At 69.4% G+C, this 15,675-nt stretch carries 15 protein-coding genes, 1 tRNA gene and 1 pseudogene; 7 read left to right on the forward strand and 10 right to left on the reverse strand.

Going from position 1 to position 15,675, the window contains the following annotated elements; genetic code table 11:
- The first annotated feature begins 144 nt into the window (after window positions 1-144).
- Both msrB and BIU99_RS11115 read left to right on the forward strand, forming a co-directional pair.
- Entirely contained in the window at window positions 145-564 is a 420-nt protein-coding gene (gene msrB / locus BIU99_RS11110) for a peptide-methionine (R)-S-oxide reductase MsrB (protein WP_071261183.1), read from the forward strand.
- Window positions 561-1,109 (forward strand): nitroreductase family protein, encoded by a 549-nt coding sequence (locus BIU99_RS11115; protein WP_071261184.1) that lies wholly within the window; start codon window positions 561-563, stop codon window positions 1,107-1,109. Before msrB ends, BIU99_RS11115 begins: the two co-directional genes overlap by 4 nt.
- A gap of 41 nt (window positions 1,110-1,150) precedes the next feature.
- Here the strand turns inward: BIU99_RS11115 and BIU99_RS11120 are convergent, their stop codons facing one another.
- The 3 genes from BIU99_RS11120 to BIU99_RS11130 form a co-directional block, all read right to left on the reverse strand.
- Window positions 1,151-2,107, reverse strand: a complete 957-nt coding sequence (locus tag BIU99_RS11120; protein WP_064296399.1) for a DMT family transporter — start codon at window positions 2,105-2,107, stop codon at window positions 1,151-1,153.
- Window positions 2,108-2,167: 60 nt separating this feature from the next.
- Window positions 2,168-2,243: transfer RNA gene (locus BIU99_RS11125), tRNA-Thr, on the reverse strand.
- 46 nt (window positions 2,244-2,289) lie between these two features.
- Window positions 2,290-3,243: a thioredoxin domain-containing protein gene (locus BIU99_RS11130; protein ID WP_071261186.1), complete on the reverse strand. Its 954-nt coding sequence runs from the start codon at window positions 3,241-3,243 to the stop codon at window positions 2,290-2,292.
- 256 nt (window positions 3,244-3,499) lie between these two features.
- On the opposite strand from BIU99_RS11130, the gene BIU99_RS11135 reads away from it, so the two are divergent.
- Together BIU99_RS11135 and BIU99_RS11140 are read left to right on the forward strand one after the other, a co-directional pair.
- Window positions 3,500-4,609, forward strand: a complete 1,110-nt coding sequence (locus tag BIU99_RS11135) for an ABC transporter ATP-binding protein (protein ID WP_071261188.1) — start codon at window positions 3,500-3,502, stop codon at window positions 4,607-4,609.
- Between the two features lie 104 nt (window positions 4,610-4,713).
- Window positions 4,714-5,994 (forward strand): DUF4032 domain-containing protein, encoded by a 1,281-nt coding sequence (locus BIU99_RS11140; RefSeq protein WP_064296363.1) that lies wholly within the window; start codon window positions 4,714-4,716, stop codon window positions 5,992-5,994.
- A 96-nt stretch (window positions 5,995-6,090) separates the two neighbouring features.
- On the opposite strand, the gene rlmB is transcribed toward BIU99_RS11140, so the two are convergent.
- Complete coding sequence (rlmB, locus tag BIU99_RS11145; RefSeq protein ID WP_064296364.1) at window positions 6,091-7,101, reverse strand: 23S rRNA (guanosine(2251)-2'-O)-methyltransferase RlmB; 1,011 nt, start codon at window positions 7,099-7,101, stop codon at window positions 6,091-6,093.
- The gene (gene cysS, locus BIU99_RS11150) at window positions 7,091-8,545 is read right to left on the reverse strand and encodes a cysteine--tRNA ligase (RefSeq protein ID WP_071261193.1); all 1,455 of its coding nucleotides are present in this window, start codon (window positions 8,543-8,545) and stop codon (window positions 7,091-7,093) included. The genes rlmB and cysS overlap by 11 nt, the downstream gene beginning before the upstream one ends.
- A gap of 40 nt (window positions 8,546-8,585) precedes the next feature.
- On the opposite strand from cysS, the gene BIU99_RS11155 reads away from it, so the two are divergent.
- The gene (locus BIU99_RS11155) at window positions 8,586-9,698 is read left to right on the forward strand and encodes a winged helix DNA-binding domain-containing protein (protein WP_071261194.1); all 1,113 of its coding nucleotides are present in this window, start codon (window positions 8,586-8,588) and stop codon (window positions 9,696-9,698) included.
- Window positions 9,699-9,709: 11 nt separating this feature from the next.
- Here the strand turns inward: BIU99_RS11155 and ispD are convergent, their stop codons facing one another.
- Window positions 9,710-10,960 carry a 2-C-methyl-D-erythritol 4-phosphate cytidylyltransferase gene (gene ispD, locus BIU99_RS11160; protein WP_071261196.1) on the reverse strand — a complete coding sequence of 417 codons (1,251 nt, stop codon included), beginning with the start codon at window positions 10,958-10,960 and terminating at the stop codon, window positions 9,710-9,712.
- A gap of 46 nt (window positions 10,961-11,006) precedes the next feature.
- Window positions 11,007-11,489 carry a CarD family transcriptional regulator gene (locus tag BIU99_RS11165; protein ID WP_064296368.1) on the reverse strand — a complete coding sequence of 161 codons (483 nt, stop codon included), beginning with the start codon at window positions 11,487-11,489 and terminating at the stop codon, window positions 11,007-11,009.
- A 211-nt stretch (window positions 11,490-11,700) separates the two neighbouring features.
- On the opposite strand from BIU99_RS11165, the gene BIU99_RS11170 reads away from it, so the two are divergent.
- Window positions 11,701-12,234, forward strand: a complete 534-nt coding sequence (locus tag BIU99_RS11170; RefSeq protein WP_064296369.1) for a hypothetical protein — start codon at window positions 11,701-11,703, stop codon at window positions 12,232-12,234.
- 76 nt (window positions 12,235-12,310) lie between these two features.
- Here the strand turns inward: BIU99_RS11170 and BIU99_RS11175 are convergent, their stop codons facing one another.
- Both BIU99_RS11175 and BIU99_RS11180 read right to left on the reverse strand, forming a co-directional pair.
- Entirely contained in the window at window positions 12,311-12,994 is a 684-nt protein-coding gene (locus BIU99_RS11175; protein WP_064296370.1) for a response regulator transcription factor, read from the reverse strand.
- Window positions 12,991-14,157, reverse strand: coding sequence for a cell wall metabolism sensor histidine kinase WalK (locus BIU99_RS11180; RefSeq protein ID WP_064296371.1), 1,167 nt, complete (start codon window positions 14,155-14,157; stop codon window positions 12,991-12,993). The genes BIU99_RS11175 and BIU99_RS11180 overlap by 4 nt, the downstream gene beginning before the upstream one ends.
- 166 nt (window positions 14,158-14,323) lie before the next feature.
- On the opposite strand from BIU99_RS11180, the gene phoU reads away from it, so the two are divergent.
- Window positions 14,324-14,992 carry a phosphate signaling complex protein PhoU gene (gene phoU, locus BIU99_RS11185; protein WP_064296372.1) on the forward strand — a complete coding sequence of 223 codons (669 nt, stop codon included), beginning with the start codon at window positions 14,324-14,326 and terminating at the stop codon, window positions 14,990-14,992.
- 76 nt (window positions 14,993-15,068) lie between these two features.
- On the opposite strand, the pseudogene BIU99_RS19960 reads toward phoU, so the two are convergent.
- Window positions 15,069-15,675: pseudogene (locus BIU99_RS19960) on the reverse strand (hypothetical protein); the annotation flags it as partial.

The raw sequence follows: 15,675 nt of genomic DNA on the forward strand, positions 1-15,675 counted from the left end.
CGATGGCCGCCGGGCCGCATCCACCCCGGCGAGGGCCGACGTTCACCGGGAAGGATCAGGCTCGGTGCAGTGTTATGGAATACGTCGGGAGCCGCATGCACGAGGCGGCCCCGCACGTAGGATGACCGAGACGAATGGAGCAGCATGACGTACGACGTGTCGAAGACCGATGAGCAGTGGCGCGAGGAACTCACGCCGGAGCAGTATCAGGTCCTCCGCGGAGCGGCGACCGAACGGGCCTGGACCGGTGAGCTCCTCGACGAGTCACGCGCGGGCCTCTACACCTGTGCCGCCTGCAACGCCGAGCTCTTCAAGAGCGGTACCAAGTTCGATTCCGGCTGCGGATGGCCGAGCTTCTACGAGTCCGTGAACCCCGAGGCGGTGCAACTCATCGAGGACCGTTCCCTCGGGATGGTGCGCACCGAGGTCCGCTGCGCCAACTGCGGCTCGCACCTCGGTCACGTGTTCGACGACGGCTTCGGGACGCCCACCGGTGACCGCTACTGCATGAACTCGATCGCGCTCAACTTCGCCGCGGCCGACACCGCCGAGACGACGGAGTGACCGAACCGATCGAGCGCCCGGTGCTGGCCGCCGTCGCCGGGCGCCGTTCGTGGTCGAAGGTCACCGACGTCGCTCCGAGTGACGCGGAACTCCTCGAGGTCCTCGGGGCGGCCGGTCGAGTGGCCGACCACAGCGCCCTGCGTCCGTGGCGGGTCATCACCCTCCGGGGCGACGACCGGGTGAAGCTCGGTCGGGCGCTCGCGAAGGCGGAGGGCGACTCGAAGCCCTCGACGAAGCCGCTCCGCGCGCCCCTGCTGCTCGCGGTCGTCGTGAGTGTGAAGAAGTCGAAGGTGCCCGCCTGGGAGCAGGAGGCGGTCGCGGCAGGAGTGGCCCACATGGTCAGCCTCCTGCTCGACGACGCCGGTTGGGGCGTGTTCTGGCGCACCGGCGGCGCGACCCGGGCCAAGGCGGTCCGGAAGGCGCACGGTCTGAAGAAGGGCGAGGAGCTCCTGGGTTGGCTGTACGTCGGAGGGAAGCCCGGCAATGCCCGCACGGGGCGTCGCAAGACGTTCAACGCGAAGGCGCACCTCAGCTCCATGCCCTGAGGACGGAGTCGCTCACGACATCCGACCGATGACGGCTCGACTCAGTCAGCGGACGACGATGCCGCGGGACGACGCCTGAACCGCGCCGATGCGATCGCCACGGCGGCGAACGCGAGGAGCGTCCCGATGACGGTCGCGACATGCACGCCGCCGTCGTCGGTGGGCAGGAGTACGTCCAAAGCGAGCGCGCTCAGGGTCTGACCCGCCACCGTGCCGAGCCCGAGGATGAGCACGCCCGTGTGCTGGACGAGGAACGCGGCCACGGCGATGAACACGCATCCGATCGGGCCGCCGAGGTAGAGCCACCACTCCCCCGGGAGCGGACCGGGCGGCGCGACGATGATCGCGTGCAGCACTGCGGCGACGACCAGCACGACCGTCCCGACGATGAAGTTGATGAACGTCGCGGCGAGCGTGCTCTGCGCCCGCATCTTGACTCGACCGTTGACCGCCTGCTGCCAGCCGATCCCGATCCCGGCGAGCAGCGGCAGGATGAGGAGTCCGAGCGGGATGCTCCCCCCGAGCTCGCCCGAGACGGCGACGCCGACCGCGACGAGGGCGACGACCGCCCCGAGGACGCGCTGGACGCTCAACCCGACGACGCCTCCCGGGCCGAACCCGATCCGGTCGAGTACCAGCCCGCTCGCGGTCTGGCCGGCGACGACCGCGACCGTGAACAGGGCGACGCCGAGCGCGGCGGCGGTGAGCCCCTGCGACAGCACGAGGAAGGCGCCGGCGCAGCCGCCGAGCACCGTCCACCAGGGCATCTCCCGGCGTCGGACGGCACCGATCACCGTGGCGAGCCCGCGACGGCCGGTGCGGGAGACGGCGAGTCCGACCGTGAGGATGATCAAGCCGCCCCCGAAGGAGATCGCGGCGGCGGTGAACCCGTCACCGAGACGCGCACCGAGCTCGCCGTTCAACCGGGCCTGCACCGCGATGAAGGCGCCACTGACGACGGCGATGAGGAGCGCGAGCGGTGCTGGGAAACGGGTCACGGGAGGGTTCCTTCCAATGAGGAACCGCCCACTCAGCAGGCTGAGCGGGCGGTTCTCGGCTGGAGCCGACGACGGGACTTGAACCCGTAACCTACGCTTTACAAGAGCGTTGCGCTACCAATTGCGCCACGTCGGCCGACAGGGGCTGGCCCCGGTCTCGTCCATCCTACGATGGCGGCGGATCAGCCGTTGGTCACGGGCGACTCGCTGGCACCCGGCGTCGGCGTGCCGGTGGAGTAGCTCTCGCTCGAGACGGCGAGGACGAACGCCGCGAACTGCTCGGCGTCGGTGAGCGAACCCGTGTACTGCTTGCCGTTCACCAGGATGGTCGGCGTCCCCTCCACCTTCTTGACGTCCGTCCCGGGCAGCGGGCCGCTGCGCGCACGGTCGGTCGAGTCCTTCACCCACGACTTGTAGGTGCCGTCGTCGATGCAGGCGTTGATCTTCTTCTCGCCGCCGGAGATGACTCCCTTGGCGATCGACTTCAGCTCTGCGTCGGTCAGGCCCTCGGTGTTCTCCTTGGGCTGGTTCTCGAACAGTGCGGTGTTGAAGGAGAAGAAGTCGTTCGGTGAGTACTCCGCGACGCAGGCGGCCGCGTTCGAAGCGCGCAGCGAGTACTGCGTCCCGAGCGACAGGTTGCTCAGCGTTGCGAGGGGGTGCACCGTGTACGTCGCGGCACCGGCCTCGAGCCAGCCCTTGACCTGCTCGGCGTTCGTGGTCTCGAACTGACCGCAGTAGGGGCAGAGGAAGTCCTGGTAGACGGAGATCTCGACGCCGTCGGCGGCGGGGGTCTCGGTGGCTGCCGGCGTCTCGGCGGGGGCGGCCGGATCGGTCGCGCTCGGCGTGGGCGTCGACGCACTGGCCGGGGCTCCGACCAGCTGCAAGCCGGCGGAGACGGTGAAGCCGTCGTTCTTCGCCGCGGTCGGGACCGGTCCGGCGGGCTTGATCGACGTCACGATGATGACCGCCACCACCGCCACGATCGCGAGCGCACCGAGCACGATGCCGCCCTGGAGCAGCACCCGGTTGCGGCGGTCGCGGCGCTTCTGCTGCTCGCGCAGCACCCGCGCCTTCTCGCGTGCCGCGTCGCGTCGTTCGTTCTTGGTCGGTCGGTTCTGCGATCCAGCGCCAGACATTGATCCTCGTTTCGGGGGGCTCGCGCTGCGGAGACGAGGCAGCGCCAAACAGAGTAATCGTAGACCTGCCGCCTGGGAGAGGCCCAAACCAGGCCGGGAGCCGGCTGTGCGTCCACCGGGAGATCCGCTGGCTGCTAGACCTTCCATTCACAGGAGGTCGTGGCATACTGGGACGGCGAACCGGCCATCGATGACGGGTTCGCGTCCATTCACAACGGATCGTCCGGCACGTACCTGCCGGTGAAGGAGAACAACCATGGCGTCTGTGACGTTCGACAACGCAACCCGTTTCTACCCGGGTGGCACCCGCCCCGCGGTCGACAAGCTGAACCTCGAGGTCGCCGACGGCGAATTCCTCGTCCTCGTCGGCCCGTCCGGCTGCGGCAAGTCCACCTCCCTCCGCATGCTCGCCGGCCTCGAAGAGGTCAACGACGGCCACATCTTCATCGGCGACCGCGACGTCACCGACGTGCCGCCGAAGGACCGCGACATCGCGATGGTGTTCCAGAACTACGCGCTCTACCCGCACATGACCGTCGCCGAGAACATGGGCTTCGCGCTCAAGATCGCCGGTGTCGGCAAGGAAGAGCGTGCCACCCGCGTGCTCGAGGCCGCCAAGCTCCTCGACCTCGAGGACTACCTGACCCGCAAGCCGAAGGCGCTCTCCGGTGGTCAGCGTCAGCGCGTCGCGATGGGTCGAGCCATCGTCCGTCAGCCCCAGGTCTTCCTCATGGACGAGCCGCTGTCGAACCTCGACGCCAAGCTCCGAGTCCAGACCCGCACCCAGATCGCATCGCTGCAGCGTCGTCTCGGCGTCACCACCGTCTACGTCACGCACGACCAGACCGAGGCGCTCACCATGGGCGACCGCATCGCGGTCCTCAAGGACGGCATCCTGCAGCAGGTCGGCACCCCGCGCGACCTCTACGAGAAGCCGAACAACGTCTTCGTCGCCGGCTTCATCGGCAGCCCGGCCATGAATCTGTTCGAGGGCGAGATCGCCGATGGCGGCATCAAGCTCGGCGGCTTCGTCATCCCGGTCGAGCGCGAGATCACCGACGCCGCTCCGTCGAAGAACGTCACGGTCGGCGTGCGACCCGAGGACATCACCGTGTCCAGCAACTCGGGCTCCGGCATCGAGGTGACCGTCGACCTCGTCGAGGAGCTCGGCGCCGACGGTTACCTCTACGGCCACACCGAGGTCTCCGGCAAGCGTACCGACATCGTCGCCCGCGTCGACGGCCGCAACCACGCGCACATCGGCGACACGGTCTTCCTCGCGCCGACGCCGCACCACGTGCACGCGTTCGACTCGGCATCGGGTGAGCGTCTGGGCAACAAGCCGGTCGTGTCCTCCTCGATCTAGTTTCCCGCCGACGATGGTCGAGCGGTCGGTCTCCGATCGCTCGGCCATCGTCGTTTTCGCTTGTCCAGTCTCTGCACGACGATCCCCGAGGAGCGCTCCGCACCATGTCCGGCGCATTGAACATCACCGCTGCCACCGTCGACCCGGCGCTGCTCGACCTCCCCTGGGAGCTCCCCCTCGAGAACTGGCCGAATGAGGCGATCGCCTCGCTCCCGAAGGGCATCTCGCGCCACCTGGTCCGGTTCGCGAACCTGTCCGGCTACGTCATCGCCGTCAAGGAGACGACCGCGGAGATGGCGAAGGGCGAGTACGACATGCTGCGCACCCTGCAGCGCCTCGACATCCCCTGCGTCGACCCCCTCGCGGTCATCACGAACCGGAGCGACCGCAAGGGCCGCGAGCTGCCGAGCGTGCTCGTGACGCGGCACCTGAAGTTCTCACTCCCCTACCGCGCGCTCTTCCAGGGCACCCTCCGGCCCGACACCGCGACCCGCCTCGTCGACGCGCTCGCCGTCCTCCTCGTCCGACTGCACATCGTCGGCTTCTTCTGGGGCGACGTGTCGCTGTCGAACACGCTCTTCCGGCGCGACGCGGGCGCCTTCGCGGCCTATCTCGTCGACGCCGAGACGGGCAAGCTCTACGAGGGCGGCCTATCGAACGGGCAGCGTGAGAACGACCTCGAGATCGCCCGCGTGAACATCGCCGGCGAGCTCCTCGACCTCGAGGCCGGCGGACGCGCCGACGCCGAGCTCGACCCGGTCACCGTGAGCAACGGCATCGTCGCCGCCTACCGGTCGCTCTGGAAGGAGCTCACGGGCTCCGAGTCCTTCGACGCGTCCGAGCGCTGGCGCATCACCGAGCGCGTCCACCGCCTGAACGAACTCGGCTTCGACATCGAGGAACTCGCGATCAAGACGACCGACGAGGGCTCGACCGTGCGGATCCAGCCGAAGGTCGTGGACGCCGGGCATCACCAGCGCCGTCTCCTGCGGCTCACCGGTCTCGACGCGGGCGAGAACCAGGCGAGGCGCCTGCTCAACGACCTCGACGCGTATTCGGCCTCGTTCGGGAAGGACGGGTTCGACGAGGAGATGGCGGCCCACGAGTGGCTCATCCGCGTGTTCGAGCCGGTGGTGAAGGCGATCCCCCGCGAACTCCGCGGCAAGCTCGAGCCCGCCGAGATCTTCCACCAACTTCTGGAGCACCGTTGGTTCCTCGCGCAGAACGAGGGTCGCGACATCCCCCTCGCGGAAGCCGTCGGTTCCTACGTGAACACCGTCCTGCGACACCGCCGCGACGAGGCGACCATGATCGTGCCGCCGACCGAGGCGATCAGCATCCCCGCCGCCATGACCGGACCGGTCGACTGGCGAGACCTCGTCTGATCGGGTCCGACACCTCGGCTGACGACAGACAGGCCCTCGGAACGGAGATCCGTTCCGAGGGCCTGTCCTCGTTCGCGCGGCGCGAGCGCCGGTCGCCTACTCGGCGTTCCGGCGACGCGCGATCTCGTACAGCGTCACGCTGGCCGCGATCCCGGCGTTGAGCGATTCGGTCGAGGCCGAGATCGGGATCGACACGACCGCGTCGCAGGTCTCGGTGACGAGGCGGGACAGACCCTTGCCCTCGCTGCCGACGACCACGAGGATCGGCTGGTCGGCGAGTTCGAGCCCGGGAAGGGAGACGTCGCCGTCGCCGTCGAGACCGATCACGAAGACGCCGCGCTCCTTGAACGCCTTGAGCGTCTGAGTGAGGTTGGCAGCCATCGCGACCGGCGTCCGAGCCGCCGCGCCGGCCGAGGTCTTCCACGCGGAGGCGGTGAGGCCCACGCTCCGGCGCTGCGGCAGGATCACGCCGTGACCACCGAAGGCTGCGGTCGATCGGATGATCGCACCCAGGTTCCGGGGGTCGGTGATGCCGTCGAGGGCGATGAACAGCGGGTTCTCGCCACGGGCGATGACCTGGTCGAGCAACTCCATGGGGTGCGCGTACTCGTAGGGCGGCACCTTGATGGCGAGGCCCTGGTGCACGCCGTCGAACCCGGCCATGCGGTCGAGTTCCGGACGCATGACCTCGAGCACCGGGATCCCGCGTCGGGTGGCGATGCTGAGCGCCTCCTTCACCCGGTCGTCCATCTCGATGCGGGTCGCGACGTACAGCGTGGTGGCGGGGATCTTCGCGCGGAGCGCTTCGAGGACGGAGTTGCGGCCGGTGACGACCTCGGACTCGTCGCTCGACTTCTGCTTGGTCCGGCCGTTCGTGGACGGGCGTCCGTTCTGGCCGGCCGCCTGCCTTGGCTTGCCGGTGCCGCCGGAAGCCGCGTAGCGCTCCTGCGCGGCCTTCCGCTTGCCGGCGGGGTGCCAGGCGCGGTCCTCGGCCTTGGGGGTCGGTCCACGACCCTCGAGCGCCTTGCGGCCGAGGCCACCGGTGCCCTTGGTGGGACCCTTCTTCGCTTTCTTCGGCCCGGTCGGGCGGGAAGGCTTACTTGCCACTGATACTCCAATGTGCTCCGGACGGGGTGTCTTCGATGGTGATCCCAGCCGCTGTGAGTTCGTCGCGGATCCGGTCGGCCGCTGCGAAGTCCTTGGCGACCCTGGCGTCCGCGCGATCGACGAGCAGACGCTCGACGAGTGCGGACAGGGATCGGTGAGTGACGGGGTCGGTGCCCGACGACCACGAGGGGTCGGTCGGGTCGATGCCGAGCACCCGGGTCATGTCGAGGACGGCGACCGCACGCTCGCGGGCTGTCGCCAGGTCGTCGCCGCCATCGAGGGCGGCGTTGCCGACGCGCACGGCGTCATGCAACACGGCGAGCGCGCGGGGGATGTTCAGGTCGTCGTCCATCGCCTCGACGAAGGCGGCCGGGAGCGTCGCTCGACTGGCGGCCGTGGTCGTCTCGGTGAGCAGGTCGGCGCGGGCGGCACGATCGAGGAAGCCCTCGATGCGTCCGAGTGCGGCTTCGGCCTCGGCGAGTGCGCCCGGATGGAACTCGAGCGTCGATCGGTACTGCGCTGCACCGAGGTAGTAGCGGACGACGAGCGGCCGGGCTGCTGCCAGGAGGTCGGCGGCGTAGACGGAGTTGCCGAGGGACTTCGACATCTTCTGCCCGCCCGTGACGGCGACCAGCCCGTTGTGCAACCAGTACCGGGCGAAGGGGTCGCCGGCTGCGCTCGATTGGGCGAGCTCGTTCTCGTGGTGCGGGAAGCGGAGGTCGAGTCCGCCGCCGTGGATGTCGAACTCCTCGCCGAGGTACTTGGTCGACATCGCGGAGCACTCGATGTGCCAGCCGGGACGTCCCTCGCCCCAGGGCGACATCCAGCTCGCCGAGCGAGGCTCCCCAGGCTTGGTGCCCTTCCACAGCGCGAAGTCGCGAGGATCGCGTTTGCCGCGCGGGTCGGCGTCGGTCGCGGCCTCCATGTGCTCGGCGCTCTGCCGCGTGAGTTCGCCGTAGCGGCTCCATGAGGCGGTGTCGAAGTAGACGTCGCCGGAGTCGTCGGGAGCCGGGTACGCGTGCCCGGCGTCGATGAGCCGCTCGATGAGCTCCTGCATCTCCGGGATGCTCGCCGTCGCGCGTGGCTCGTAGCTCGGCGGCAGGATGCCCAGGGCGCGGTAGGCGGCCGTGAACTCGAGTTCGTACCGGTAGGCGAGCGCCCACCACTCCTCGCCGGGCTGGGCGAAGCCGCCCTCGACGCCGGCGGCGGCGTTCGCGAGGATCTTGTCATCGATGTCGGTGACGTTGCGGACGAGTGTGACTCGGAGCCCGGAGGACGTCAGCCAGCGTCGCAGCTGGTCGTAGACGAGCGCGCTGCGCAGGTGCCCGATGTGCGGAGAGGACTGCACGGTCGGTCCGCAGACGTACAGCCCCGCCTCGGCTTCGCGGAGCGGCACGAAGTCCCGGAGGGACTGCGTTTTCGAGTCGTAGAGTCGGAGGGCCACGAGACCAGACTAGCCGCCGTCGTCGGGGCATGATGGTCCCATGACCACGGGACGCGACGACCAGCAGGTTCTCCGTGCGCGACTCGCGGCACAGCTTCTCGACGGAAGCGATCACCACTCCCCCACGGCTGTGGTCTCGCAGCTGCTCGCGGTCCAGGCCCAGGACCTCGCTTCGTCGCTGTGGGCGGTCGGCGTCAGGTCGAGCGGCACGACGATGGCCGAGGTGCTCCTGGCGCTCGAGGACGGTTCGATCGTCCGGTCCTGGCCGATGCGCGGCACCCTGCATCTCGTCGCCGCCGAGGACCTCGGGTGGCTGCTCGGACTCGGTGTCCCGCGGGTCCGCTCGACGATCGCGGCCAGACACCGTCAGCTCGGGCTGGACACCGAGACCTTCTCGCGCTCCCGTGCACTCACCGAGCGACTGCTCAGCGGGCATCGGCGCGCGACGAGGGATGCGCTGCTGACGGCCCACACCGACGCCGGGATCCCGATCGACGGACAACGAGGTTCACACCTCATCATGGAACTCGCGATGTCGGGCGTGGTCTGCTGGGGACCGCCCGCGGGAAGACAACAGGCACTCGTCCTGAGCGAGGAGTGGATCCGTGCCCCGCGGGTACTCGAGGCCGACGAGGCGCTCGGAGAGTTCGTCGTCCGGTATCTCACCGGCCACGGCCCGTCGACGATCGCCGACCTCACCTGGTGGTCGAAGCTCACCGTCGCCCAGGCGAAACGCGGCGTCGAGGTGGCCGCCGGACGGCTGGTCTCAGAGTCGCGCGACGGGGTCACCCGCTGGTCGACCGCCGAGGGCATCGGACCTTCAGCTGCTCCACGACCACCGCGGGTGCTCGCGCTGCCCGGATTCGACGAGCTGCTCCTCGGCTACCGCGACCGCGAGTTGACGCTCCCGGCGGCGTTCGCAGACCGCATCGTGCCCGGCGCGAACGGCATCTTCCTCCCGATGATCACCGTCGACGGGCGCGTCGTCGGCACCTGGCGCCGACGGACGAGTGCGACCGGCGTCGTCGTCACCCCGACACCGTTCCAACCGCTGTCGCAGCGGGTGCAGGCGGGGTTCCGACGAGCTGCCGGCGAATACGGGCGGTTCCTCGGGCTCAGTGCATCGGTCGACGAGGGCACGTCCGCCGACTGAGGACCGACCCGTCAGCGGCGCTCGACGAGGGCGGTGGCGATGGCCGTGACGCCCTCGCCGCGGCCGGTGAACCCGAGCGCATCCGTGGTCGTCGCCGCGACGCTGACCGGTCCGTGGACCAGCGCGCTCAGCACACCCTCCGCCTCCGCCCGACGCGGCGCGAACCGCGGGCGGTTGCCGACGAGCTGCACCGCGACGTTGACGACGACGAAGCCCGCAGCGTGCAGCCGTTCGACAGCCGCCCGCAGGAAGACCTCGCCGCTCGCCCCGGCGAAGCGGGGGTCGTCGGTGCCGAACATGGAGCCGATGTCGCCGAGGCCGGCAGCGGACAGCAGGGCGTCGACGATGGCGTGGGCGACCGCATCCCCGTCGCTGTGTCCGGCCAGCGGCCGTTCCCCCGGCCAGCTGAGGCCGGCGAGGCTCAGCTCGCCGTCGTCGGCGAAGGCGTGGACGTCGATGCCGATGCCGGTCCTGATCGAGGTGGTCGGCCAAGCGCCCACCTCGTGCTCCTGGTCCCGCTCCCGGTCCGCCAGAAGTCGCTCCGCACGCTGGGCGTCCCACGGGGTCGTGATCTTGAACGCCGCCTCCGAGCCGCCGACGGTGAGCACGGGGTGTCCGGCGTCCGCGTAGAGCGCCGCATCGTCGGTGGCCGCTGCCAGGCGGTCTTCGGCGACGCGGAAGGCCGCGACGAGGGCATCACGCGGGAACGCCTGCGGTGTCTGGACGGCTCGGAGGGCGGCCCGATCCACGGTCTGCTCGACGAGGTCGCTCGCGTCGACCCGCTTGATCGTGTCGGTCACCGCGAGCCCCGGCACGATGCCCCACCCCGTCCGCTCCGCGGCGTCGATCACCCGTTCGAACTGGTCGGTCGGGGTGAGTGCCCGTGCGGCGTCGTGGACGAGCACCGTGCGGACTCCCGGCCACAGGGCGGCGAGTCCGGCGAGGACGGAGGACTGTCTCGTGTCGCCTCCCGCGACGACACGGAGGTGGTCGGCCGCCTTCCCCGCCGCGCGACGACCGATCGTCTCAGCCTCACCGACGCGATCCGCGGGGACCACGACGACGACCTGGACCGCGTCGCGCAGGCGGAAGACCGGGGCGAGCGCGTGTTCGAGCACGGTGCTGCCGGCGAGCGACACGAACGCCTTGGGGATCCCGGCACCGAGGCGCGTCCCACTGCCCGCCGCCACGACGATCACGCCGACGGCCGGGCCGTCCATGGAGGGGTCGGCAACGGCACCCGGTTCGTCGATCGCAGTCATGCCACGAGCCTACTTCTCGGGCGCCCAGCCCGAACGGACGGTCGGCTCAGGAGGCGAGGACCTCATCGAGGACGGACGACGCCTGCTCCTCGTCGGTCTGCTCCGCCAATGCCAGTTCAGAGACCAGGATCTGGCGGGCCTTCGCGAGCATCCGCTTCTCTCCTGCTGAGAGCCCTCGGTCCTGGTCGCGACGCCACAGGTCGCGGACCACCTCGGAGACCTTGATGACGTCGCCCGAGGCCAGCTTCTCGAGGTTCGCCTTGTAGCGGCGGGACCAGTTCGTCGGCTCCTCGGTGAACGGCGCACGGAGTACGTCGAACACGCGGTCGACCCCCTCGCGTCCGATGACGTCGCGCACCCCGACCAGGTCGACGTTCTCGGCCGGGACCTCGATCATGAGGTCGCCCTGGGTGACGCGAAGCTTCAGGTAGAGCTTCTCCTCGCCCTTGATGATCCGGGTCTTCACCTCGGTGATGGTCGCGGCGCCATGGTGCGGGTAGACGACGGTCTCGCCAACTTCGAAGATCATGGGTCTCGGTCCCTTCAGCGTCTCCCAGAATACCACGGGACCCCTGATCAGAGCCGGGTACCGGGTGCCCAGCGGACCGGGTGGTGAACCGATCGATCACGGGTCGGCGACCCGGCCACGCCCCTCCGCAGCCGTGGGCTAGACTCGAATCCGGATCCCGGGACACCTGTCACTCGTCTGCGCCCGGGGCCACCACATCTTGGAGGGTTCTGTGAAGGCGCGTCTCATCGCTTCCATCGTCGTCGCGGGTGCTGTCGCACTCGGCATGAGCGGTTGCAACCTCATCGCGCCGCAGGCGACCCTGAAGCAGTACGACGCCTCGGACGGCGTCGGTGTCACCGTCGGCTCGGTGGCCGTCCGCAACGCCATCGTCGTCTCCGACGACGGCGAGACCGGCAACCTCGTCTTCAGCGTCGCGAACCGCGACGACCGCGCCCACACGGTGCTCATCGAGATCGAGGGCAAGGACGAGCAGTTCCAGGTCCTCGCGGAGCCCGGCCTGACGACGTTCGACGGCTCGGGAGCCAACGACCCCCTGCGCATCGAGTCCCTCGGCGTCCAGCCCGGAGCGATCGTGGACGTCTTCTTCCAGTACGGCGACGAGACGGGCGCCACGGCGAGTGTGCCGGTCCTCACCGGTGAGCTGCTCGAGTACTCCACGCTCGTCCCGACGCCACTGCCGACGGATGAGCCCACCGAGACGCCGACGCCGCTCGCGACGCCCACCACGGAGCCGACCGAATAACGCTCCGTCGCCCCACACGACCGAACGCCCCGCACCTCTTCAGAGTTGCGGGGCGTTCGTCCGTCCTGGACCGGCGTCAGGCCTCGAAGCGGTACCCGAGCCCACGCACGGTGACGAGCATCACCGGTTCCGAGGGGTTCGCCTCGATCCGGGAACGGATGCGCTTGATGTGGACGTCCAGCGTCTTGGTGTCGCCGTAGTAGTCGCTCCCCCACACCCGATCGATCAACTGACCACGGGTGAGAACCCGTCCGGCGTTCCGTAGGAGCAGCTCGAGCAGCTCGTACTCCTTGAGCGGCATCGGGATCGGTGCCCCGTTGACCTCGACGACATGACGCTCGGTGTCCATCCGGACCGTGCCGGCCTCGAGCAGCACCTCCTCCTGCGCCTGGTCCGCCTCGACACGGCGTCGCAGCACCGCCCTGATCCGCGCGAGCAGCTCGCGGGTCGAATAGGGCTTCGTGACGTAGTCGTCGGCGCCCAGCTCGAGCCCGACGACGATGTCGACCTCGGAGTCCTTCGCGGTCAGCATGATGATCGGCGTGCTCGAGACCGCGCGGATCTGACGGCAGACCTCCGTCCCGGGGATGCCGGGGAGCATGAGGTCGAGCAAGACGAGGTCCGCGCCGCGAGCCGTGAAGGCCTGGACCGCCGAGGGACCGTCCTCCGCCACCTCGACCTCGTACCCCTCCCGTTCGAGCAGGTAGCTCAGTGGTTCACTCAGAGACGCTTCGTCTTCGACGAGCAGGATGCGGGTCACGGGGTACTCCTTGCCGTGCCGGTGGACAGGTCCTCCGGCGGGGTCGTTGCTCTGGGAAGGCGGATGGTGAACGTCGAGCCACGGCCCAGCTGCGACCAGACCTTCACCTCGCCGCCGTGGTTCTGGACGGTGTGCTTGACGATGCTGAGGCCGAGGCCGGTGCCGCCCGTGTGGCGGGACCGCGCCTGGTCGACGCGGAAGAACCGTTCGAAGACCCGGTCGCGGTCCTCTTCGGCGATCCCGACGCCCTGATCGGTGACGGCGATCTCGACGACGTCGTCGACCGCGCGGACGCCGACACCCACGTGTGCGCCGGTGGGCGAGTAGTGGATGGCGTTCGAGATGAGGTTGTGCACGGCGACGACGAGCATGGCCTCGTCACCGTACACCTCGAGGTTCTTACCGCCTTTGAGGGAGAGCGCCACCCCGGTCGCCTCGGCCGGCACACGGTTCTGGTCCACGGCCGCGGCGATGACCCGATCGAGGCGGACGAGTTCCGGCTGATGGAGGGCGTCGGCCGCCTGCAACCGCGAGAGGTCGATGATCTCGGCCGTCATCCGGGTGAGTCGCTGTGATTCGGTCGAGAGCCGGCTGGCGAACCGCTTCACCCGTTCCGGGTCGTCGGCCGCCGTGTCGAGCGCTTCCGAGAGGAGCCCGATGGCGCCGATCGGCGTCTTCAACTCGTGGCTGATGTTCGCGATGAAGTCCCGGCGGACCTCGTCGAGTCGACGCGCCTCCGTGTGGTCCTCGGCCAGGAGGAGGATGAAGCGAGACCCGAGCGGCGCCGCCCGCACGCGCAGGTGGCGGGTGGCCTCACCGAAGCGCCCGAGCGCGAGTTCCAGATCGCTCGTAACGGCTTCGCCGGTGCGTCGGACCTCGAGCGCGAGGTCGATGAGCTCCTGGTTGTCGAGCACGCGGTCGCGCACCAGCCCGAGCGCGAACGCCCCCGGGGAGGCCTTCAGCACGTTGTTGGACGGGTCGACGACGATGCCCGCGCTGTCGAGGGCTTCGAGCACCTGGTCGACCCCGTCTGGGACGACCGGGTTGACGACCGTCGCGGCGCGCTCTCCGCGGTGGAAGGCGACGGTGATGAGGGCGACGAAACCGCCTCCGACGATGAGGCCGAGTGCCAGGGCGATCAGCACCAACCACATGGTGTCCATGGGTACTACGTTACTCAGTCCGTCGAACGGCGAACTCGCGAATACCCCGCCACTTCGACGACTGTTCACGCTTGGGGCCCCAACTGTTAACCTTGGTTCGGCATCATCGGCGGAGCGGGCGTCTGCCTGCCCACCGCCAGGTCACGGAAGGACGGCACCCAGAGCCATGCGCGAGGTATTCCAGCAGTCACTGCGAGAGGTCCAGGATCGCCTGGTCGAGATCGCCGAACTCGTCACGATCTCCATCGAGAAGGCGACGCAGTCCTTCGGCAACTCGGACGTCGCGGTCGCCGAAGAGGTCATCGCCAACGACAACCGCATCGACCAGCTCGCGATCGAACTCGACGAGCTCGCCATCGACATCCTCGCCCGTCAGCAGCCGGTCGCGCGCGACCTGCGCATCGTCGTGAGCGCGCTGCGGATCAGCGCGTCGCTCGAGCGCATGGGCGACATGGCCGAGCACATCGCCCAGCTGTCGCGGTACCGCTTCCCCGACAAGGCGGTGCCGAAGGGTCTGCGGACCACCTTCGCCGAGATGGGTCGACTCGACGTCTCGATCGCCCGCAAACTGACCGAACTGCTGCGCACCCAGGACCCGCGCATCGCCGACGAGATCCGCAACGACGACGACGACGTCGACGAGCTGCACGCCAGCGTCTTCGAGAAGGTCCTCGGCGACACCTGGAAGGGTGAGCCCGTCGCGACCGTCGACGCCACCCTGGCCTCGCGGTACCACGAGCGCTTCGCCGACCACGCCGTCTCGATCGCCAAGAAGGTCCAGTACCTCGCGACCGGCGACTGGATCCCCGAGGCGACCACGCCGGTGCACCACTGACCAGCTGATCCCGGACACCCCGACGAGCGGTGTCGACCCGAGACCGGGTCGGCACCGCTCGTCCGTTCGTGCGGGACTAGCTCATCCGACGACGGGTGATCGCGCCGCCTGCCAGGAGCAGGAGGCCGAGGACCGTGGCGAGGCCGGCGAGCGGCAGGAGCTGGCCTGCAGCGCTGCCGGTGTCGGCGAGCGTCGGCTCAGCTGAACGTGCGGCCGAGGCCGTGATGACCGAGCCGGTCGAGGACGCCGCCGTCGCGGTGGTGATCACCGTGGCGGGGACCGTAGGCACGACGGGGGTCACCGGGGTGGTGGGGTCCGTCGGGTCGGTCGGGTCCGTGGGGTCCGTGGGGTCGGTCGGGTCCACCGGAGTGGTGGGATCGGTCGTCCCGGGACCTGCGGTCTCGCTGTCCCCGATCACGGAGATCGCGTTGCCGCCGATCGTGATCGGCAGCTCCAGGCCGAGGTCGATCTGGTTCCCACCGCCGAGGCTGTCGTCACCATCCGTGGTCGACGAGCCTCCGCCGGACGATGCCGGAGCGGAAGCCGAGGTGCCGGTCGACTCGGAGTCGCCGATCACGCTGACGGCGTTGCCGACCACGGAGATCGGGAGACCGACGTCGCCGAGGACCTGGTTGCCACCGGCGACACTGTCGTCACCGGTGGTGGTCGACGGCGATGCCGGA

This window comes from Plantibacter sp. MMLR14_011 (assembly GCF_001865025.1).
Taxonomy (GTDB): Bacteria; Actinomycetota; Actinomycetes; order Actinomycetales; family Microbacteriaceae; genus Plantibacter; species Plantibacter flavus_A.

Coding starts and splice junctions, on each gene's coding strand:
- msrB (WP_071261183.1), top strand. CDS start 145: ATGACGTACGACGTGTCGAAGACCGATGAGCAGTGGCGCGAGGAACTC.
- BIU99_RS11130 (WP_071261186.1), bottom strand. CDS start 3,243: ATGTCTGGCGCTGGATCGCAGAACCGACCGACCAAGAACGAACGACGC.
- BIU99_RS11135 (WP_071261188.1), top strand. CDS start 3,500: ATGGCGTCTGTGACGTTCGACAACGCAACCCGTTTCTACCCGGGTGGC.
- BIU99_RS11140 (WP_064296363.1), top strand. CDS start 4,714: ATGTCCGGCGCATTGAACATCACCGCTGCCACCGTCGACCCGGCGCTG.
- BIU99_RS11155 (WP_071261194.1), top strand. CDS start 8,586: ATGACCACGGGACGCGACGACCAGCAGGTTCTCCGTGCGCGACTCGCG.
- ispD (WP_071261196.1), bottom strand. CDS start 10,960: ATGACTGCGATCGACGAACCGGGTGCCGTTGCCGACCCCTCCATGGAC.
- BIU99_RS11165 (WP_064296368.1), bottom strand. CDS start 11,489: ATGATCTTCGAAGTTGGCGAGACCGTCGTCTACCCGCACCATGGCGCC.
- BIU99_RS11180 (WP_064296371.1), bottom strand. CDS start 14,157: ATGGACACCATGTGGTTGGTGCTGATCGCCCTGGCACTCGGCCTCATC.
- phoU (WP_064296372.1), top strand. CDS start 14,324: ATGCGCGAGGTATTCCAGCAGTCACTGCGAGAGGTCCAGGATCGCCTG.